Source organism: Variovorax fucosicus (genome assembly GCF_030316825.1).
Taxonomy (GTDB): domain Bacteria; phylum Pseudomonadota; class Gammaproteobacteria; order Burkholderiales; family Burkholderiaceae_C; genus Variovorax; species Variovorax fucosicus.
In genome coordinates, this window is record NZ_JASZYU010000005.1 from 322,109 (window position 1) to 337,908 (window position 15,800).

Here is a 15,800-nt window from a genome sequence, read left to right on the forward strand (position 1 = left end):
GCAGGCGGAGGCTCAGACCTTGGAGTTGGGGTGCGGACCTAGCGGCCTGCGAACGAAGGTGCGCGCTTTTCGAGCATGGCCGAGACTGCCTCGAGGTGATCGCCCGTGTTGTGGCAGATGCCCTGGAACACCGCGCAGTGATCGAGGAAGTCGCGCAACTCCATACGCTGGGCCGACTTCATGAGCCGCTTGGTCAGGCGCAGCGCCTGCGGCGGTTTGGAGGCGAAGCTGGCCGCCAGTTCGGCCGCGCGCTCGAGCAGCACCACGCCCGGCACCACGTCGAGCACGATGCCCAAGTCCTTGGCTTCGCTGGCCGTCAGCGTGCGGCCGGAGAAGGTCAGTTCAGCGGCGCGCTGGTAGCCCACCAGGCGCTGCAGGAACCAGGCGCCGCCGTCGCCGGGGATGATGCCGACGTTGACGAAGCTCTCGGCCATCAGCGCGCCGCCGGCGGCCAGGCGGATGTCGCACATGCAGGCCAGGTCGAAGCCCGCGCCGATGGCCGGCCCGTTGATGGCGGCGATGGTCGGCACGTCGAGCTGGTGCAGCGCCAGCGGAATTCGCTGAATACCCTCGCGGTAGCGCTTCTGCACCTCGTACACGTCGCCGCCAAAGCTGCCCTCGCGGGCCAACATGTGTTTGACGTTGCCGCCCGACGAGAAGGCCTTGCCGGCGCCGGTGATGATCAGCGCGGCGATCGCCTCTTCCGCATTGATCCAGGCAACGGTGCGCTCGATGTCGTCGACCAGCTTGGTGCCGGTGAGTTCGTTGCGCACGTCGTCGCGGTTGAAGGTCAGGGTGGCGACGCGGTTCTCGATCGTCAGCAGCGCGTCGACCAGTTCGGGTGGTGTGGTCATGGGAATTCCGGGTTGAAGAGGGCTAGTGGGCGAGGGCGGCGACGCTGGCTTCGTCTTCCAGCAGGATGCGGGCGTCCAGGATGCCGACGCCCTGTGGGTAGGCCAGCACCGGATTCAGGTCGAGTTCGGCGATCTCGGGAAAAGCCGTGCACAGCTGCGAGATGCCCAGCATCAGCTTGACCAGCGCATCCTTGTCGGTGGGCTTGGCGCCGCGCACACCCTCCAGAATCTGTGCCGCGCGGATTTCGCCGAGCATCGAGCGCGCATCGGCCTCGGTCAGCGGCAGCGAGCGGAACACCACGTCCTTCAGCACCTCGACCAGCACGCCGCCCAGGCCGAACATCAGCACCGGGCCGTAGCTCGGGTCGCGCACCACGCCGATGATGATCTCGATACCGCCCTTGGGTGCCATCGGTGTCACCAGCAGGCCAGTGATGTCGGGATCACGGCCTTCGTGCGTCCGGGTGTAGCGGGTGCCGCCCTCGACGATCTCCGCGAAAGCCTTGCGCACGCCGGCCTCGTCGGCCAGGCCCAGCTTCACGCCGCCGGCATCGGTCTTGTGGATGATGTCGCGCGAGACGACCTTGATCGCCACCGGCACCCCGCCCAGGGTGTGAAAGGCCCTCACCGCCTCATCGGGCGTGCCTGCCACGAGCGCGGGCGCCAGCATGTCGACACCGGCGCTCTCGAGCGCTTCGCGCGCCTCGTGCTCCAGCACCACAGTGCGGCCCTCGTGCCGGCATTTCGCGATCACACTCTCGAACTGCTTCGAGCGCAACCGGCGCGTGTCGATCGCCGGCAGCGGACGGCGGCGCGCCTCGCCAAAGTCGGCCAGCGCCTCTAGGCAGCGCACCGCCAGTTCCAGCGAGTCGTAGACCGGAATGCCGCGTTCGCGGATCAGCGCCAGCGGCTTGGGCCGAAGGTCGGCATAGAGGCTGCCGTACAGGCTGTGCACCAGCACTGGCTTGCCGAATTCCTGGTGCAGCGTGGCGATGCGTTCGGAGGTCTCGATCTCGACCTCGGTCAACGTCTGCGAGAAGCGCACGCCGTAGCCGCCGAACAGCCCGGTGATCAGCAGCGCATCAACGCCCGGGTCGGCCAGCAGGATGCGCGCGCAGTCGGCGAACACGGCCGGGTTGGAATCTGTGCCGCCGGCCACGTCTACCGGGTTGGCGACCGCGGCCGACGGCGGAAGGATCGCGGCCAGCGCCTGCTTCGTGCTGTCGCTCAACGGTGCAATCTGCAACCCGCGCTCAGACAGCGTATCCGCTGCGATGGTAGCGTGGCCCCCGCCATCGGCCAGCACCGCGACGCGGCGCGAAACCATGGGCTCAAGCAAGGACAAGGCTTCTGCCAAGGACAAGATCTCGTCCGACTTTCGCGCCAGAATCGCGCCGGCCTGCTTCAGCACGCCCTCGCTCACGGCGTAGTCGCCGGCCAGGGCACCGGTGTGCGACTGCGCCGAGCTGCGGCCTGCGCTGGTGCGGCCTGACTTGTAGATCACTACCGGTTTCTCGCGCGTCACGCGCTGCAACGTGTCGACGAAGGCGCGTCCATCTTTCATGCCCTCGATGTATGCGATCACTGCCTTCGTGTTCTTGTCGCCGCGCAGGTACTCCAAATACTCGTGGAAGCGGATGTCCGACTCGTTGCCAATGCCCACATAGGTCGACAGGCCTACGTATCCGTTGGCCTGTGCCTCGGTCACCAGCGAGAGGGCCATGTTCCCGGACTGCGACAGCAGCGCGATCCCGCCCGGCTTCAAATGGGAGAAGCCGACGATGTTTGCCAGCGCATGGGTGTTGAAGATGCCCGAGGTGTTGGGGCCAATGATGCGTACACCGTGCTTCTTCGCCTCGGCCACCATCCTGTCCTGCAGTGCCCGGCCTTCCTCGCCGGCTTCCGCGAAGCCTCCGGCCAGCACCACGACACCCTTCACGCCCTTCGCGCCGCATTGGGCGATCACGTCGGGCAGCGTCTTGGCGGGAGTGCAAATGAGCGCCAGGTCAACCTTGCCGGGGATCTGCGCCAGCGAGGGGTAGGCCACCCTGCCGAGGATGGAGGCCTCCTTGGGGTTGACCGGATAGATCGCGCCCTTGAAACCGTCTTCGACGAGCTTCTGGATCGAGCGGAAGCCGCGCTTGGTCTGGTCTTTCGAGGCGCCGATGACGGCAATCGAATCGGGATAGAAGATCGGATGCAATGCATTCATCTTCATTCCCCTTTGAACACCGGCGTGCGCTTCTCGGCGAAGGCATCGACGCCTTCCTGCCAATCCTTTGTCGTGCCGACGAAGACCATGCCTTCGAGCTCGGCGCGCAGCGCGGCGTCCATCGTGCTTTCGGCGGCGAAGTTCAACTGCTCCTTGGCCAGTTGCATCGAGAAGGGCGCCTTGGTGGCGACGCGCTTCGCGAACTCGCGTGCTGCGTCGAGGAAGCCGTCGTCCGGGAAGCTGCGGTTGGCTAATCCGATGCGCACCGCCTCTTCGCCCTTGATGCGCTCGCCGAGAAACACCAGCTCGCGCGCCTTGGCCAGGCCCACCAGCCGAGGCAGCAGCACCGTGACGCCACCGCCGAGGAAGTTGCCGATGCTGATCTCGGGCAGGCCGATCTGCGCGCTCTCGGCCATCAGCAGGAAGTCGGATGCGATCGCGAGCTCGGCGCCGGCGCCCAGCGCATAGCCGTTGACGGCCGCGACCACCGGCCGCTTCAGCTGCATGAGCCGCTTGCAGACGGTCTGCTCGCCCTGCAGGTACTGGCGGCGGTCGAAGGCCGTGCGGCCGGCCTTGTGTTCTTTCAGGTCGGCGCCCACGCAAAAGGCACGGCCTTCGCCGGTCAGCAGCACGACGCGTGCATCCTTGTCGGCTTCCGCCTCGCCGAGCGCTGCGTCGAGTTCGTCATAAAGCTGCTGCGTCACCGCGTTCATGCGGTGCGGTCGGTTGAGCCGGATTTCGGCGACACCGTTCTGCAGGGAATAGAGAATCGTCTCGTAGCTCATCGGGTCTCCTTGAATGTGGATCGATCGTCGTGCTTGAAAAAACGAGGGGCGCTCTGGCGGCGTCTGGGCCACAGGCCGGCGCTACTGATGCGGCGGCGGGCTTCCCGGATGGAGGTGGATTAAAAAGTTGAGCGCGGCGCTTGGCAAGCTTTGGAAATCGAATCCCGCGGGCGTTTCCGACAGGATGTTCCGCACCTGTCGCACAGAGCTCGGGATGGCGACGCCGGAGACCTCGGCCAGCGCGAGGTACTGGTGCACGGTGCTCGTTTCGGGGGCCTGGCGGAAGCGCTCGATCTCGCGCATGAGCGTCTCGGCGCGGGAGCGTGCCGGCAGGGAATACGCCGCCGCGCGGAGCCAGGTGTCCCTCACGGTGCGCGCGCAGGCGGCGCTGGTGGCGGGCAGGTGCAGGCAGGCCGTCAGCGGCACGGTGCCGCCCGAGCGCCACCAGGCCGTAAAGCCCTTGTTCAGCCATTTCAGGATCTCCGGATCGGCCTGCGGGTTGCTCAGGAAGCGCTGCAGCAGCACCGCGGGTGCCATCGCATGCCGACTGGCATGGGCCGGATCTGTCGAGTCGTGAAGCGAGTGAACACCGTTGTGGGGCATCTGGATTCCCGGGCTTTGCAAGAATGAATCATATGTTGCTTAAAAACTAATTGAGCAACGTTTGTTGCAATATAGCCGGATGTGTGCCGCTTCGTCAAGTAAATGGAACGTATGTTCCGGAGGCGCGCGCGGATGCATGACGCAGCGGCCGGTGCCGGCTGGACGGGCGCGGACGCTGCTAGCTGGCGCTGCGGCGCGGCTTGTGGGCCGTAGCGGGGTGCGCATCCGGCCGCCGCGGCGTGCGCTTGTCGGACGCGTTCAGGTAGGCGCCCGAGTCGAACAGCCGCTGCTCGGCGCGGCCGATCTGTTCCGCCACCGTGTTGCCGCCGGCGGCCACCAGTAGTTCCAGCAGGGCTTCGGACACGGCGACGCCGGCGGCCACGGAGGGAAAGAAGGACGGGCTGTCTACCGCGAACAGCACGGTCTGATCCGCGGCCAGCGCCAGCGGCGAGGCGCTGCTGTCGGTGAGTGCGATGACGCGTGCGCCCGCGGATCGGGCTGCGTCGATCACCATCAATGCATCCCGCGAGTAGGGAGCGAAGCTGATGACCACCACCACGTCGCGCGCGTCGATGGGACGCAACTGGATCTCGATGCCGCCGTTCTGCCCGTCGATCATGTGAACCGTGTCGCGGAACAGGCGGTAGCCATAGAACAGGGCGTAGGCGATGGGCAGGCTGGCCCTGAAGCCAGCGATGTGGACGGCGCGCGCGGCCTTCAGCGACCTGGAGGTCTCATGCAATGCACGGGCGGACTGAGTTTCCGTGGCGGCGAGGTTCTGCTGCAGCATGCTGAACATCTCGCCGAGCAGGCCTGCATCCTGCCCCCGCACTGCAAGGCTTTTTGCGCGCTGCCCGTAGCGCTGCGAGTGCAGGCCGAGATCCTGTGCGAACGCCGTCTTCAGTTCCGGCCAGCCGGCATAGCCGAGCTGCTGCGCCAGCCGCACCAGCGTGGCCGGCTGCGCGCCCGCGCGCTCGGCCAGCGAGCGCATCGACGCGATTACCACATCGTTCGGATGATCCACCACGAAGCGGGCCGCCGCCTGCAGCTTGGGGCTGAGCGCGGGGAACTGCGCGAGGATCCGTTCTTGGGCCTGCATGGGAGATGAAACACGTCGCGTCGGAAGGATCCGAATGCTACCTCGCCAGGTGCATCGGCCTGGTCTACCGCAGCGCAAATCTGACTTGCGCTGAGCGACGATCGTTCTAGTCCCGGGTGGCCCGCCGCTGGACGCACGCGATGTACGCCTCGCCGTCCGGCGGCCGGCCGGCGCGCTGGCTCTCCCACATCATCCGTCCCAGGCATTCCATCGCCTCGTGGTGCGCTTCGAGCAGCGAATCGCGCCGCGCGGCCAGCAACTCGACGGCCTGGCGGATGCCGCGCGGCTGGTCGATCGAGCATTGCTCGCTGATCGACAGGTGCATCGACAAATGCAGGAACGGGTTCTCGCGGCCGTCCTGGCCGTCGTAGATGCGGGCCACGGCGGCATCGGCATCGGCCAGGTCGGCGTGGTATTCGGGGTGCTGGTCGATCCAGCCGGCGGCGATGGTTTCCAGCGCCTCCATCGGCAGGCCCTGGCGGCTCTTGGCGTAGACGCCGCAGAAGAAGCGGCGCACGTCCTCGGGAGAAGGATTGAACATGCGGCAAGCGTAGCACCGGGCCCGGCTCGCCGATAATCCGCCGGAGCGTCTCACGCAGACGTTAGCGTTACCATCCGGAGTCCATTCTTGACCCAGCAAAACACGCCCGGCCGCAGCGCGCGCCGGGGCAGCGGCGGCATCACGCTGAGCGACGTGTCCAAGCTCGCGGGGGTGTCGGCCATCACCGTTTCGCGTGCGCTCAACACGCCCGATCTCGTGTCGCCTGAAACGCGCGAGAAGGTACGGCTCGCGGTCGAGCGCACCGGCTACGTGCCCAACCTGCTGGCCGGCGGACTCGCTTCCAACCGCAGCCGCCTTGTTGCCGCGCTGGTGCCGACCATCGCCGGGCCGGTGTTCCTCGAAACCATCCAGGCGCTGACCGAGGCGCTGGCCGACAAGGGCTACCAGCTCATGCTGGGCCAGAGCGGCTACAACAACTCGCGCGAAGACGCGCTGATCGACGCCATCGTGGGACGTCGCCCCGACGGTATCGTGCTGACCGGGATCATGCGCTCGGCCGAGGGCCGGCGCCGCCTGCTGGCCTCGGGGATTCCGGTGGTCGAAACCTGGGATCTGACGCCCACGCCGGTCGACATGTTGGTCGGCTTCTCGCACGAGAAAGCCGGCGTTGCAACGGCGCAATTCCTGCACCGCAAGGGCTACCGCCGGCCGGCCATCGTCACCGGCGACGACCACCGCGCCAACCTGCGGCGCGGCGGTTTCGAGCAGGCCTGGCGGGCGCTCGGCGGCGGCGCGGTGCCGGTGCACGCCGTGCCGGCGCCAACCACGCTGGGCAGCGGCCGTGCGGCGCTGTCCGAGTTGCTCGCGGCCGACCCGGCCACCGACGTGGTGGCCTGCAGCTCCGATGCCCTGGCGCACGGCGTCATCACCGAAGCGCAGGCGCGCGGCCTGCGCGTGCCGCAGGACGTCGGCGTGATCGGCTTCGGCGATCTGGCCTTCGCCCGGCATGCGCATCCGGCCATCACCACCGTGCGCATCGACGGCACCGCCATCGGCCGCCAGGCCGCGCGCTTCATCGTCGACCGCGCCGAAGGGCGGCCGGTCGAGCACAAGGTGCTCGACCTCGGCTTCTCGCTCATCGAGCGCGAAAGCGCCTGAGTAGGCTCGCCCCCAGGCTGCGCGCACTGCGTGTCGCTTCTCCTTCCCCCTGCCGGGGGCAACACCGGCAGACCGGCGGAGCCGGTTCTGCGGTGTTTCTGGGCTGGGCCGCGCGCGGAACCCGCCTTCCGATCTTGGACGGCCTTTCCATCTTGTAACGTGCTGGTTTCCCGGTTGACCGGGGTTGGGTCGGGCGCCTATGATTGAATGACAGCGCTAACATTCAAGGCGCCATCGAGACAAGCCATGACTGAACGAAAAAAGCCTGAAGACCTCCGCTCGCACCGCTGGTATGGCGTCAAGGATCTGCGCAGCTTCGGCCACCGCTCGCGCACGGCGCAGATGGGTTTCAGCCGCGACGACTACCTCGGCAAGCCGGTGATCGCAATCCTCAACACCTGGAGCGACATGAACTCCTGCCACACCCACTTCAAGCAGCGGGTGGAGGAGGTCAAGCGCGGGGTCTGGCAGGCCGGGGGCTTCCCGGTCGAGATTCCCGCGATGAGCCTCGGCGAGGCGTTCCAGAAGCCGACCACGATGCTCTACCGCAACCTGCTCGCGATGGAGGCGGAAGAGCTGATCCGCTCCTACCCGGCCGATGGCGTTGTGCTCATGGGCGGTTGCGACAAGACCACCCCGGGTCTCGTGATGGGCGCGCTGGCCATGAACCTGCCGACCATCTTCGTGCCGGCCGGCCCGATGCTGCGCGGCGACTACAAGGGCACTTATCTCGGCTCCGGTTCCGACACCTGGAAGTACTGGGCCGAGCTGCGCGCCGGCAACATCACCGAAGACGACTGGCAGGAGGTGGAAGACGGCATCGCCCGTTCGCCCGGCACCTGCATGACCATGGGCACGGCCAGCACCATGACCAGCGCGGCCGAGGTGCTGGGCCTCACGCTGCCGGGTGCGTCGTCGATTCCGGCGCCGGACTCGCGCCACGCAATGATGGCCACGCACACCGGCAAGCGCATCGTCGAGATGGTGTGGGAAGACCTGAAGCCGCTCGACTTCCTCACGCCCGCGTCGTTCGACAACGCCGTCACCGCGGTGCTCGGCCTCGGCGGCTCGACCAATGCGATCGTGCATCTGATCGCCATGGCGCGCCGTGCCGGCGTGCCACTCGACCTGGCCCGCTTCGACGAATTGGCGCGCAGCACGCCGGTGATCGCCAACCTGCGCCCCGGCGGCAAGTACCTGATGGAAGACTTCTTCTACGCGGGCGGCCTGCGTGCCTTCCTGGCCGAGATGGGCAGCCTCATCGATGGCAGCCAGATGACCTGCAACGGCAAGACGCTCGGCGACAACATCGCCGGTGCCGAGGTCTATAACGCCGACGTGATCCGCCCGCGCGGGCAGGCACTGCTGGAGAGCGGTGGCCTGGCGGTGCTGCGCGGCAACCTGGCGCCCGACGGCGCCGTGATCAAACCGGCCGCGATGGAGCAGCACCTGCGCCGCCACACCGGACCGGCGCTGGTGTTCAGGAACTACGACGACCTCGCCGCGCGGATCGACTTGCCCGACCTGCCGGTGACGAAGGACAGCGTGATCGTGCTGCAGAGCGCCGGCCCGCAGGGCGCGCCGGGCATGCCCGAGTGGGGCCAGCTGCCGATCCCGCAGAAGCTGCTGAAAGAGGGCGTGCGCGACATGGTGCGCATCAGCGACGCCCGCATGAGTGGCACCAGCTACGGCGCCTGCGTGCTGCACGTCACGCCCGAGTCGCATGTGGGCGGGCCGCTCGCACTGGTGCGCGATGGCGACCTCGTCACGCTCGACGTCGACGCGCGCCGCATCGACATGGAAGTGAGCGACGAAGAGATCGCCCGGCGCCGCGCCGAATGGAAAAAGCCGATTCCCAAGTTCGGCCGCGGCTACGGCGTGATGTTCCTCAAGCACGTGCAGCAGGCCGACACCGGCTGCGACTTCGACTTTCTCGCGCCGGACTATGCCCAAGAGCAGGCCGGCAAGGACGAGCCCGAGATTCACTGACCCGGAGACAAACCATGACTTCATTCACCGACCCCGATCGCCGCGCCGTGCTGCGCGCCGGCGCAGCTTTGCTGCTGCCGACCCCGTTGCTCGCGATGGCGCAGGGCGACGCCTGGCCCGCCAGGCCCATCACCTACGTCGTGCCCTTCACGCCCGGCGGCTCGACCGACGTGATCGGCCGGGTCATCGCGCAGAAACTCGGCGAGGCGCTGGGTCAGCCCGTCGTGGTCGACAACAAGCCGGGTGCCGCGGGTGCGGTCGGCGCGGGCTATGTCGCCAAGGCCAAGCCCGACGGGTACACGCTGTTCGGCGGCACCATCAGCACGCACGCGATCAATGCGAGCCTCTACAAGAACCTGCCCTACGACCCGGTGAAGGACTTCGAGCCGATCTCGCTCGTGGCATTCCTGCCGAACGTGCTGATCGTCGACCCGGCGCTGGGCGTGAACTCGGTCGCCGACCTGATCGCGCTGCTGAAGAAAGACCCGGCGCGGCGCACCTTCGCGTCGTCCGGTGCCGGCACCTCGACCCACCTGGCCGGCGAGATGCTGGCCGACATGATCGGCATCAAGCTCACGCACATTCCGTACAAGGGCACGCCGCCCGCGATGCTCGACGTATCGTCGGGCCAGGTCACTTTCATGTTCGACCAGGTCACGGCCGCACTGCCGCTGGTGCAGGCTGGCAAGCTCAAGCTGCTGGCCGTGACCACCGCGAAACGCATGGCGCTCGCGCCGCAGCTGCCGACGATGCAGGAGGCCGGTGTCCAGGGCTTCGAGATGGCGTCGTGGCAGGCGGTGTACGCGCCGAAGGGCCTGCCGGCGCCGATCGCGCAAAGGCTGTCAAAAGAGATCACGAAGATCCTCCAGACGCCCGAAGTGAAAGACAAGCTCACCAACCAGCTCGGCATGGACGTGGTGGGCGGCTCGCCGGCCGACCTCGCCGCATTGATGCAGAAAGAGATCCCCCGCTGGGGCGAACTCGTCCGCAAGTCCGGCGCAAAGGCAGATTGAAAACATGACCCAAGGCAACTCCCCCCTTTCGAGCGAAGCGCGCGAACTGCTGCGCCATGTCAGCGTCGCCACGCTGTGCACACAGCTCTTCAAGCGCGGCTTTCGCAACGTCTACCTGCAGGGCGTCGGCCGGCTCACCAGCCCGAGCGGCGGCAACCTGGTCGGGCCGGCCTTCACCATGCGCAACATTCCGGCGCGCGAAGACCTGGACCAGATCAGCGCCTTCGACGACCCGAACCATCCGCAGCGCAAAGGCATCGAGAGCGTGCCCGAAGGCCATGTGCTGGTGATCGACTGCCGAGGCGAAACACGCGTGGCTTCGGGCGGCCAGATCCTCACGACGCGGCTCAAGGTGCGCGGCGCCGCGGGGCTGGTATCGGACGGGCCGGTGCGCGACAGCGGCCCGATCTCGCAGATGGACTTTCCGGTGTACTGCGCCGGCGGCAGCGCGCCGCTCAACCTGATCCACCATCACGCGATCGATCTCAACGTGCCGATCGGCTGCGGTGGCGTGCCGGTGTACCCGGGCGACGTGATCGTGGGCGACGACGAAGGCGTGGTGGTCATCCCGGCGCATTTGGCCGAAGAGGTCGCGCGCGACGCCACCGAGCAGGAAAAGATGGAAGCCTTCGTGCTCGAACGCATCGAGGGCGGCGCGAAGCTGGCCGGCACCTACCCGCCGAACGCAGACACCAAGGCGGCTTTCGAGGTGTGGCGCAAGGCCAGGGGGATCTGATCAGTGGGCCGAGGTCGCGGCAGGTGATTCCCGCCGTGACGGCCAGGCGGCTGGCTTCTAGACTCGGCGCACTCGCAAGGAGTCCCAATGACGACCGTCCAACACATCCCCTCCGCCGGCACCTTCAAGACCCCGCCGCTCTCGGCGGCGGCCCGCATCGGCAATCTGCTCTTCGTGTCGGGCACGCCCGGCTACTACCCCGATGGGCGCATTGACGAAGGCGACTTCGGCGCGCAGTTCGACCAGGCCGTGGCCGCGCTGCGCGAGGTGCTGGTGCGCGGCGGCGCTTCGATGCGCTCGCTGGTCAAGGTGAACATGCTGCTCACCCGCGCCGAAGACGTGGCCGAGATGAACCGGCGCTATGCCGAGGCGTTCGGGCCGGCGCCGTACCCGGCACGCACGACCTGCGTGGTGGCGGCGCTGCCCGATCCGCGCATGCTGCTCGAGATCGAGTGCGTGGCGGGCGTCGAAGCGACCTGAGGCGCGCCGGGCCCGCTAGCGACGCCGTTTTGTGCGGGCCGCCGCGCGCTTGGGCGGAAACCCCAGCGCCGCACGGGCCAGTGCATCGGCCGCGCCGTTGCGATGGCGCGGGATCCACGTCAGCGTCACGGCGTCGAACGACCGCAGCAACGCGCGCGCCTCATCGAACAGCGGCGCCAGGCGCTCGACTGGTTTGGCCGCCGCATCGCCGAGCTGCTCGACCAGGATGCTGTTGTCGGTGCAGGCGCGGACTGTCGTTGCACCGAGGGAGCGGGCCTCGCGCAGCGCAGCCATCAGCGCACGCAACTCAGCCTCGTTGTTGCAGCCGCGCTCGCTCGTGGCCTGCGACAACGTGTGCGTCGTGCCGTCGGGCGCGACGATGACCGCGCCGAGGCCCATGCGGCCCGGGTTCGGCATGGCGCTGCCGTCGCAATGGACGAGCCAGCTCTGCGCGCCGCCCGCGGCAAGAATGCCCATCGTCAGGCGCGGCGCTTGAACAGCGCCGATGCACCGCTGGCCCGCGCCAGGTCGTCGGCCGTGGCCAGCAGCACCGGCCCGAGTGCCAGCATGCGCTCTTCCGACAGCCGCACCAGCGGGCCGGCGATCGTGATGACGCCGATCACTGCGCCGTTGTTGGCGCGCACCGGCGCCGCCATGGCCGTCATGGCCGGCGCGAACACTTCGTTGATCATGCTGAAGCCGCGCTTGCGTGCGGCGCGCAGGTAAGCCAGCAGCGCCTTGACCGTGGTCGGCGCCCGGGGGCCGAAGTCCTTCGGGTTGCCGAAGCCCTGGCGTGCAACCAGTTCCAGCGCCTGCTCGTCGGTCATGGTCGAGAGCCAGGCATGGCCGGCCGAACTGCACGAGAGATTGACGGACAGGCCCATGTCGGGGTCGTAGCGCAAACCCGTTCTGGCGCCCTGGGCCTTGGCCACGAAGGTCAGCTCGTCGCCATCGACCACCGCCAGCCGAACCAGTTCGCCCGACTGCGCGGCCAATGCGTCGAGCAGCGGCTGCGCCACGTCCACGATGCCGCTGTTACTCAGGAAGCTGAGCCCGAGCGACACCATCTTGATGGTGAGCATGTAGTCGCCATGGCTCTGATCCTGGCGCACATAGCCGCAGCGGATCAGCTCCGTCAGCAGACGGTGCGTGGCGCTCAGGGGCATGGCCAGGTCGGCCGCCACGGCCGACAGGGGCCGCCCTTCGGGGTGCAAGGCCAGATGCTCCATCACCTTGAAGCTTCTCTCGAGGATTGCGCTCATTTCTTTCAGTCCGGAACCGTTGCCAGGTCTCACTGTAATGGATTTGGCCAAGTGTTTTCCATATGGAAATATTTTCCACAAATGATTATGATCGCGCCAGATTGCACCTTCCCCGGCAACGCGCGCACATGGCGCGACCTTCACAACTCTCCTGGAGACTGCTTTGAAATCACTGCTTCGCCTGCTGGCTGCCGCCGGCATTTCCATCGGCCTGACGGCCACCGCCTTGGCCCAAGAGGGCCAGGAACGGGTCATTCGCTTCGGGCACCTCAACAATGCCGACCATCCGGTGAGCTTCGGCGTCAAGCGCTTCGCCGAGCTGCTGGCCACCAAGAGCGGCGGCAAGATGAAGGTTCAGGAATATCCTGCCTCGCAGCTCGGGAACGAGATGCAGCAGCAGTCCGCGTTGCAGGGTGGCGTGCAGCAGATGTCGGCACCTGCCACCACCTCGCTGGCCGGTATCGTCAGGGAGTTCGGCCTGCTCGACTTCCCGTTCTCGGTCAGCACCTTCGCGCAGGCCGACGCGCTGCTCGACGGCCCGCTCGGCCAGACGCTGCTTGCCAAGTTGCCCGAGAAGGGCCTGGTCGCCCTGGGCTACTGGGATCTTGGATTCCGCAACGTCACCAACAGCAAGCGGCCGATCACCAAGGCCGAGGATCTGGACGGGCTCAAGATCCGCGTGATTCCGAACCCGGTGTTCCTGGAAACCTTCAAGGCCTTCAAGGCCAATCCGGTGCCGATGCCGTTCGCCGAGCTCTACGGCGCGCTCGAAGCGAAAGCCGTGGACGGTCAGGAAAATCCGTTCGCCGTGATCCAGTCGAACAAGTTCTTCGAGGTGCAGAAGTTCGTGAGCGCCACGAACCACGTCTACGCGGCCAACATCATGCTGGTCAGCAAGAAGTTCTGGGATCAGCTCACGCCCACCGAGCAGAAGTGGATGCGCGAATCGGCCAACGAAGCGCGTGGCTACCAGCGGCAGGTCAGCCGGGCCGCGGCCCAGAAGGCGGTCGGCGAGTTGCAGAGCAAGGGCATGCAGTTCAACGAGGTGGCGCCGGCCGAGCAGGCACGCATGCGCCAGATCGCCAAGCCGGTGATCGAGCGCTTCTCGGCGAGCTACGACCCGGCCACCGTCAAGCTCTACAACGACGAACTGGCCCGCATCCGCAAGTGAGCGGCGAACCGAAGCCGATCATGAAAATCCTCGTTCTCCACGGGCCCAACCTGAATCTCTTCGGTCGCAGGGAGCCGCACATCTACGGCCACACCACGCTGGCGGAAATCAACGCGCGGCTCAGCAAGCTGGCGGCGGAGCTCGGCGTCACGCTCGACACGATCCAGTCCAACCACGAAGGCGACCTCATCGACTTCCTGCACAAGAACATCGACGAGGCCCAGGGCGCGCTGGTCAACCCGGCCGGCCTGACGCAGCACGGCGTGCCGCTGCACGACGCGATCAAGGCCATGCCGTTCCCGACGCTGGAGATCCACCTGTCGAACATCGCCGCGCGAGAGGCGTGGCGCGCGCACTCGATCATCTCGCCAGCGGTCAAGGGGACGATCCAGGGCCTGGGCCCGCAGTCTTACCTGGCCGGGTTGCGCGCGCTGGTTGAGATGCAGCAAGACGCCGAGGCCTGAGGACGGCCGCGGCAAGCGGTGTCAATCCGGCGGCAATTCGATCGTGGCCGCGAGCGGCACCGCGTCGATCGCCTCGCTGCTGGCGACGACGATGGCGCGTCCAGGTTGTTGCGGGGCCGCGAAGTCGGCCAGGGTGCGCCACAGGCAGCGGATCGACGCTGCGTCGAGCGCGCCGGCTGGGTCGTCGAGCAGGGTCAGGGCGCGGCCCGATGCGAGGGCTGCGGCCAGATAGACCTTGCGCCTCGAACCGGTCGAGAGCATGTACAGCTTCTTGTCGATGTGCGGCGCCAGGGCGAAGCCTTCGACCAGTGCGCGCCAGAGGGCATCGTCGAAGCGCGGGTCATCGGCACGCAGCGCCGCCGTGCATGCGTGCACGGTCATCTCGTCGAATTTCTCGGTGGCCGGGTCGCAGAAGAAAACGTTGCGGCGGTAGGCGTCCGGTGCGGCGTCGAGGCGCGCGCCAGCCAGCGTGAGCCGGCCGTCCGCAGGCAGCACGCCCGCCAGCACCCGCAGCAGGGTCGACTTGCCGCTGCCGGTGTCGCCGTACAGAAGGGTGACCCCGGCGCCGATGCCCGCCGACCAGCCGTCGGCCAGCGGCGCCTGCCCGGGGTATGCGAAGCGCAGGCCCTCGATGTGCAGGACCCGGCTCACAGCATTCCCGAAATCTTCTGTGCCGCCGCCAGCAGCGCTGGAAGCATCGTCTCCTGCATCACCTTGGCGCTGGTGCGGTTGGCCTGCCCGCTGATGTTGAGCGCGGCCACGGTGCGGCCGGCGCGGTTGACGACCGGAGCGGCAATCGAGATCAGGCCTTCTTCCAGTTCCTGGTTGACCAGGCACCAGCGCTGGCGGCGTGCCTGCGCGATCTTCGAGAGCAGGGCATCGATGTCGGTCACCGTGTGTTTGGTCAGCGGTTCTGGCGCGGATGCAGCCAGCCGTGCGCGCAGGTCGTCTTCGTCCAGGCCGGCCAGCAGCAGCCGGCCCATCGAGGTGCAATACGCCGGCAGCCGCGACCCCACGCCGAGGCTGATGCTCATGATCTTGTGGGTGGGCACGCGCATCACGTAGACGATGTCGGTCGCGTCGAGCACCGCGGCCGAGCAAGACTCCTGCACCTGCTGCACCAGCGCCTCCATCACCGGCTCGGCGCGGTTCCAGATCGGCATCGACGACAGGTAGGCAAAGCCGAGGTCGAGGATGCGCGGCGTCAGGCTGAACAGCTTGCCATCGGTTTCCACATAGCCGAGAGTCTGCAGCGTCAGCAGGATGCGGCGCGCGCCGGCGCGCGTGAGGCCGCTCGCCGCGGCGACCTGGCTGAGCGTCTGCCGGGGTGCCTGGGCGCTGAACGACCGGATCACCTCGAGGCCGCGCGCGAACGACTGCACGTAGCTGTCGCCGGGGCGGGGCGGCGCCTCGGCGATGGGGCTCGGTTTGGGGGTGGTTGCCATGGTGCGTCAAATCTCCTAGAATTCATT

The 15,800-nt window shown here is 67.5% G+C and carries 17 protein-coding genes; 7 read left to right on the forward strand and 10 right to left on the reverse strand.

The genetic code is table 11. The features are described from left to right. Positions 1 to 38: 38 nt before the first annotated feature. The 6 genes from QTI05_RS26590 to QTI05_RS26615 all read right to left on the reverse strand — a co-directional run bounded on the left by QTI05_RS26590 (position 39) and on the right by QTI05_RS26615 (position 6,094). A complete protein-coding gene (locus tag QTI05_RS26590; RefSeq protein ID WP_286621459.1) occupies positions 39 to 854 on the reverse strand; it encodes an enoyl-CoA hydratase-related protein in 816 nt (271 codons plus the stop codon). Positions 855 to 876: 22 nt separating this feature from the next. Then, a complete protein-coding gene (locus QTI05_RS26595; RefSeq protein WP_286621461.1) occupies positions 877 to 3,066 on the reverse strand; it encodes an acetate--CoA ligase family protein in 2,190 nt (729 codons plus the stop codon). A 2-nt stretch (positions 3,067 to 3,068) separates the two neighbouring features. Then, on the reverse strand, positions 3,069 to 3,851 hold the full coding sequence (locus QTI05_RS26600) for an enoyl-CoA hydratase/isomerase family protein (RefSeq protein ID WP_286621462.1): 783 nt from the start codon (positions 3,849 to 3,851) through the stop codon (positions 3,069 to 3,071). Positions 3,852 to 3,932: 81 nt separating this feature from the next. Next, the gene (locus QTI05_RS26605) at positions 3,933 to 4,388 is read right to left on the reverse strand and encodes a hypothetical protein (protein WP_286621463.1); all 456 of its coding nucleotides are present in this window, start codon (positions 4,386 to 4,388) and stop codon (positions 3,933 to 3,935) included. Between the two features lie 244 nt (positions 4,389 to 4,632). Continuing rightward, the gene (locus QTI05_RS26610) at positions 4,633 to 5,553 is read right to left on the reverse strand and encodes a MurR/RpiR family transcriptional regulator (protein ID WP_286621465.1); all 921 of its coding nucleotides are present in this window, start codon (positions 5,551 to 5,553) and stop codon (positions 4,633 to 4,635) included. 106 nt (positions 5,554 to 5,659) lie between these two features. Then, positions 5,660 to 6,094, reverse strand: coding sequence for a DUF1841 family protein (locus tag QTI05_RS26615; RefSeq protein ID WP_286621467.1), 435 nt, complete (start codon positions 6,092 to 6,094; stop codon positions 5,660 to 5,662). Between the two features lie 87 nt (positions 6,095 to 6,181). On the opposite strand from QTI05_RS26615, the gene QTI05_RS26620 reads away from it, so the two are divergent. The 5 genes from QTI05_RS26620 to QTI05_RS26640 all read left to right on the forward strand — a co-directional run bounded on the left by QTI05_RS26620 (position 6,182) and on the right by QTI05_RS26640 (position 11,431). Further along, a complete protein-coding gene (locus tag QTI05_RS26620) occupies positions 6,182 to 7,213 on the forward strand; it encodes a LacI family DNA-binding transcriptional regulator (RefSeq protein ID WP_286621469.1) in 1,032 nt (343 codons plus the stop codon). A 246-nt stretch (positions 7,214 to 7,459) separates the two neighbouring features. After that, positions 7,460 to 9,202, forward strand: a complete 1,743-nt coding sequence (araD, locus tag QTI05_RS26625; protein ID WP_286621472.1) for an L-arabinonate dehydratase — start codon at positions 7,460 to 7,462, stop codon at positions 9,200 to 9,202. 14 nt (positions 9,203 to 9,216) lie between these two features. Continuing rightward, positions 9,217 to 10,215: a Bug family tripartite tricarboxylate transporter substrate binding protein gene (locus tag QTI05_RS26630; RefSeq protein WP_444812968.1), complete on the forward strand. Its 999-nt coding sequence runs from the start codon at positions 9,217 to 9,219 to the stop codon at positions 10,213 to 10,215. 4 nt (positions 10,216 to 10,219) lie between these two features. Further along, entirely contained in the window at positions 10,220 to 10,951 is a 732-nt protein-coding gene (locus tag QTI05_RS26635) for a ribonuclease activity regulator RraA (protein WP_286621474.1), read from the forward strand. Positions 10,952 to 11,038: 87 nt separating this feature from the next. Then, positions 11,039 to 11,431, forward strand: coding sequence for a RidA family protein (locus QTI05_RS26640; protein WP_286621475.1), 393 nt, complete (start codon positions 11,039 to 11,041; stop codon positions 11,429 to 11,431). Positions 11,432 to 11,446: 15 nt separating this feature from the next. Here the strand turns inward: QTI05_RS26640 and QTI05_RS26645 are convergent, their stop codons facing one another. Together QTI05_RS26645 and QTI05_RS26650 are read right to left on the reverse strand one after the other, a co-directional pair. Next, the gene (locus QTI05_RS26645) at positions 11,447 to 11,908 is read right to left on the reverse strand and encodes a ribonuclease HI family protein (protein ID WP_286621477.1); all 462 of its coding nucleotides are present in this window, start codon (positions 11,906 to 11,908) and stop codon (positions 11,447 to 11,449) included. Positions 11,909 to 11,910: 2 nt separating this feature from the next. Continuing rightward, positions 11,911 to 12,693, reverse strand: coding sequence for an IclR family transcriptional regulator (locus QTI05_RS26650; RefSeq protein ID WP_286621479.1), 783 nt, complete (start codon positions 12,691 to 12,693; stop codon positions 11,911 to 11,913). 163 nt (positions 12,694 to 12,856) lie between these two features. Here QTI05_RS26650 and QTI05_RS26655 point away from each other — a divergent pair, with 163 nt between their 5' ends. Beyond that, positions 12,857 to 13,864, forward strand: coding sequence for a TRAP transporter substrate-binding protein (locus QTI05_RS26655; protein ID WP_286621481.1), 1,008 nt, complete (start codon positions 12,857 to 12,859; stop codon positions 13,862 to 13,864). Between the two features lie 20 nt (positions 13,865 to 13,884). Further along, entirely contained in the window at positions 13,885 to 14,328 is a 444-nt protein-coding gene (locus QTI05_RS26660; RefSeq protein ID WP_286621482.1) for a type II 3-dehydroquinate dehydratase, read from the forward strand. A gap of 21 nt (positions 14,329 to 14,349) precedes the next feature. Here the strand turns inward: QTI05_RS26660 and QTI05_RS26665 are convergent, their stop codons facing one another. Further along, positions 14,350 to 14,979, reverse strand: a complete 630-nt coding sequence (locus tag QTI05_RS26665) for an ABC transporter ATP-binding protein (protein ID WP_286621485.1) — start codon at positions 14,977 to 14,979, stop codon at positions 14,350 to 14,352. Continuing rightward, positions 14,976 to 15,773, reverse strand: a complete 798-nt coding sequence (locus QTI05_RS26670) for an IclR family transcriptional regulator (protein ID WP_286621487.1) — start codon at positions 15,771 to 15,773, stop codon at positions 14,976 to 14,978. Before QTI05_RS26670 ends, QTI05_RS26665 begins: the two co-directional genes overlap by 4 nt. Positions 15,774 to 15,800: the final 27 nt, after the last annotated feature.

Coding starts and splice junctions, on each gene's coding strand:
- QTI05_RS26590 (WP_286621459.1), bottom strand. CDS start 854: ATGACCACACCACCCGAACTGGTCGACGCGCTGCTGACGATCGAGAAC.
- QTI05_RS26595 (WP_286621461.1), bottom strand. CDS start 3,066: ATGAATGCATTGCATCCGATCTTCTATCCCGATTCGATTGCCGTCATC.
- QTI05_RS26600 (WP_286621462.1), bottom strand. CDS start 3,851: ATGAGCTACGAGACGATTCTCTATTCCCTGCAGAACGGTGTCGCCGAA.
- QTI05_RS26605 (WP_286621463.1), bottom strand. CDS start 4,388: ATGGCACCCGCGGTGCTGCTGCAGCGCTTCCTGAGCAACCCGCAGGCC.
- QTI05_RS26610 (WP_286621465.1), bottom strand. CDS start 5,553: ATGCAGGCCCAAGAACGGATCCTCGCGCAGTTCCCCGCGCTCAGCCCC.
- QTI05_RS26615 (WP_286621467.1), bottom strand. CDS start 6,094: ATGTTCAATCCTTCTCCCGAGGACGTGCGCCGCTTCTTCTGCGGCGTC.
- araD (WP_286621472.1), top strand. CDS start 7,460: ATGACTGAACGAAAAAAGCCTGAAGACCTCCGCTCGCACCGCTGGTAT.
- QTI05_RS26630 (WP_444812968.1), top strand. CDS start 9,217: ATGACTTCATTCACCGACCCCGATCGCCGCGCCGTGCTGCGCGCCGGC.
- QTI05_RS26635 (WP_286621474.1), top strand. CDS start 10,220: ATGACCCAAGGCAACTCCCCCCTTTCGAGCGAAGCGCGCGAACTGCTG.
- QTI05_RS26640 (WP_286621475.1), top strand. CDS start 11,039: ATGACGACCGTCCAACACATCCCCTCCGCCGGCACCTTCAAGACCCCG.
- QTI05_RS26645 (WP_286621477.1), bottom strand. CDS start 11,908: ATGGGCATTCTTGCCGCGGGCGGCGCGCAGAGCTGGCTCGTCCATTGC.
- QTI05_RS26650 (WP_286621479.1), bottom strand. CDS start 12,693: ATGAGCGCAATCCTCGAGAGAAGCTTCAAGGTGATGGAGCATCTGGCC.
- QTI05_RS26660 (WP_286621482.1), top strand. CDS start 13,885: ATGAAAATCCTCGTTCTCCACGGGCCCAACCTGAATCTCTTCGGTCGC.
- QTI05_RS26670 (WP_286621487.1), bottom strand. CDS start 15,773: ATGGCAACCACCCCCAAACCGAGCCCCATCGCCGAGGCGCCGCCCCGC.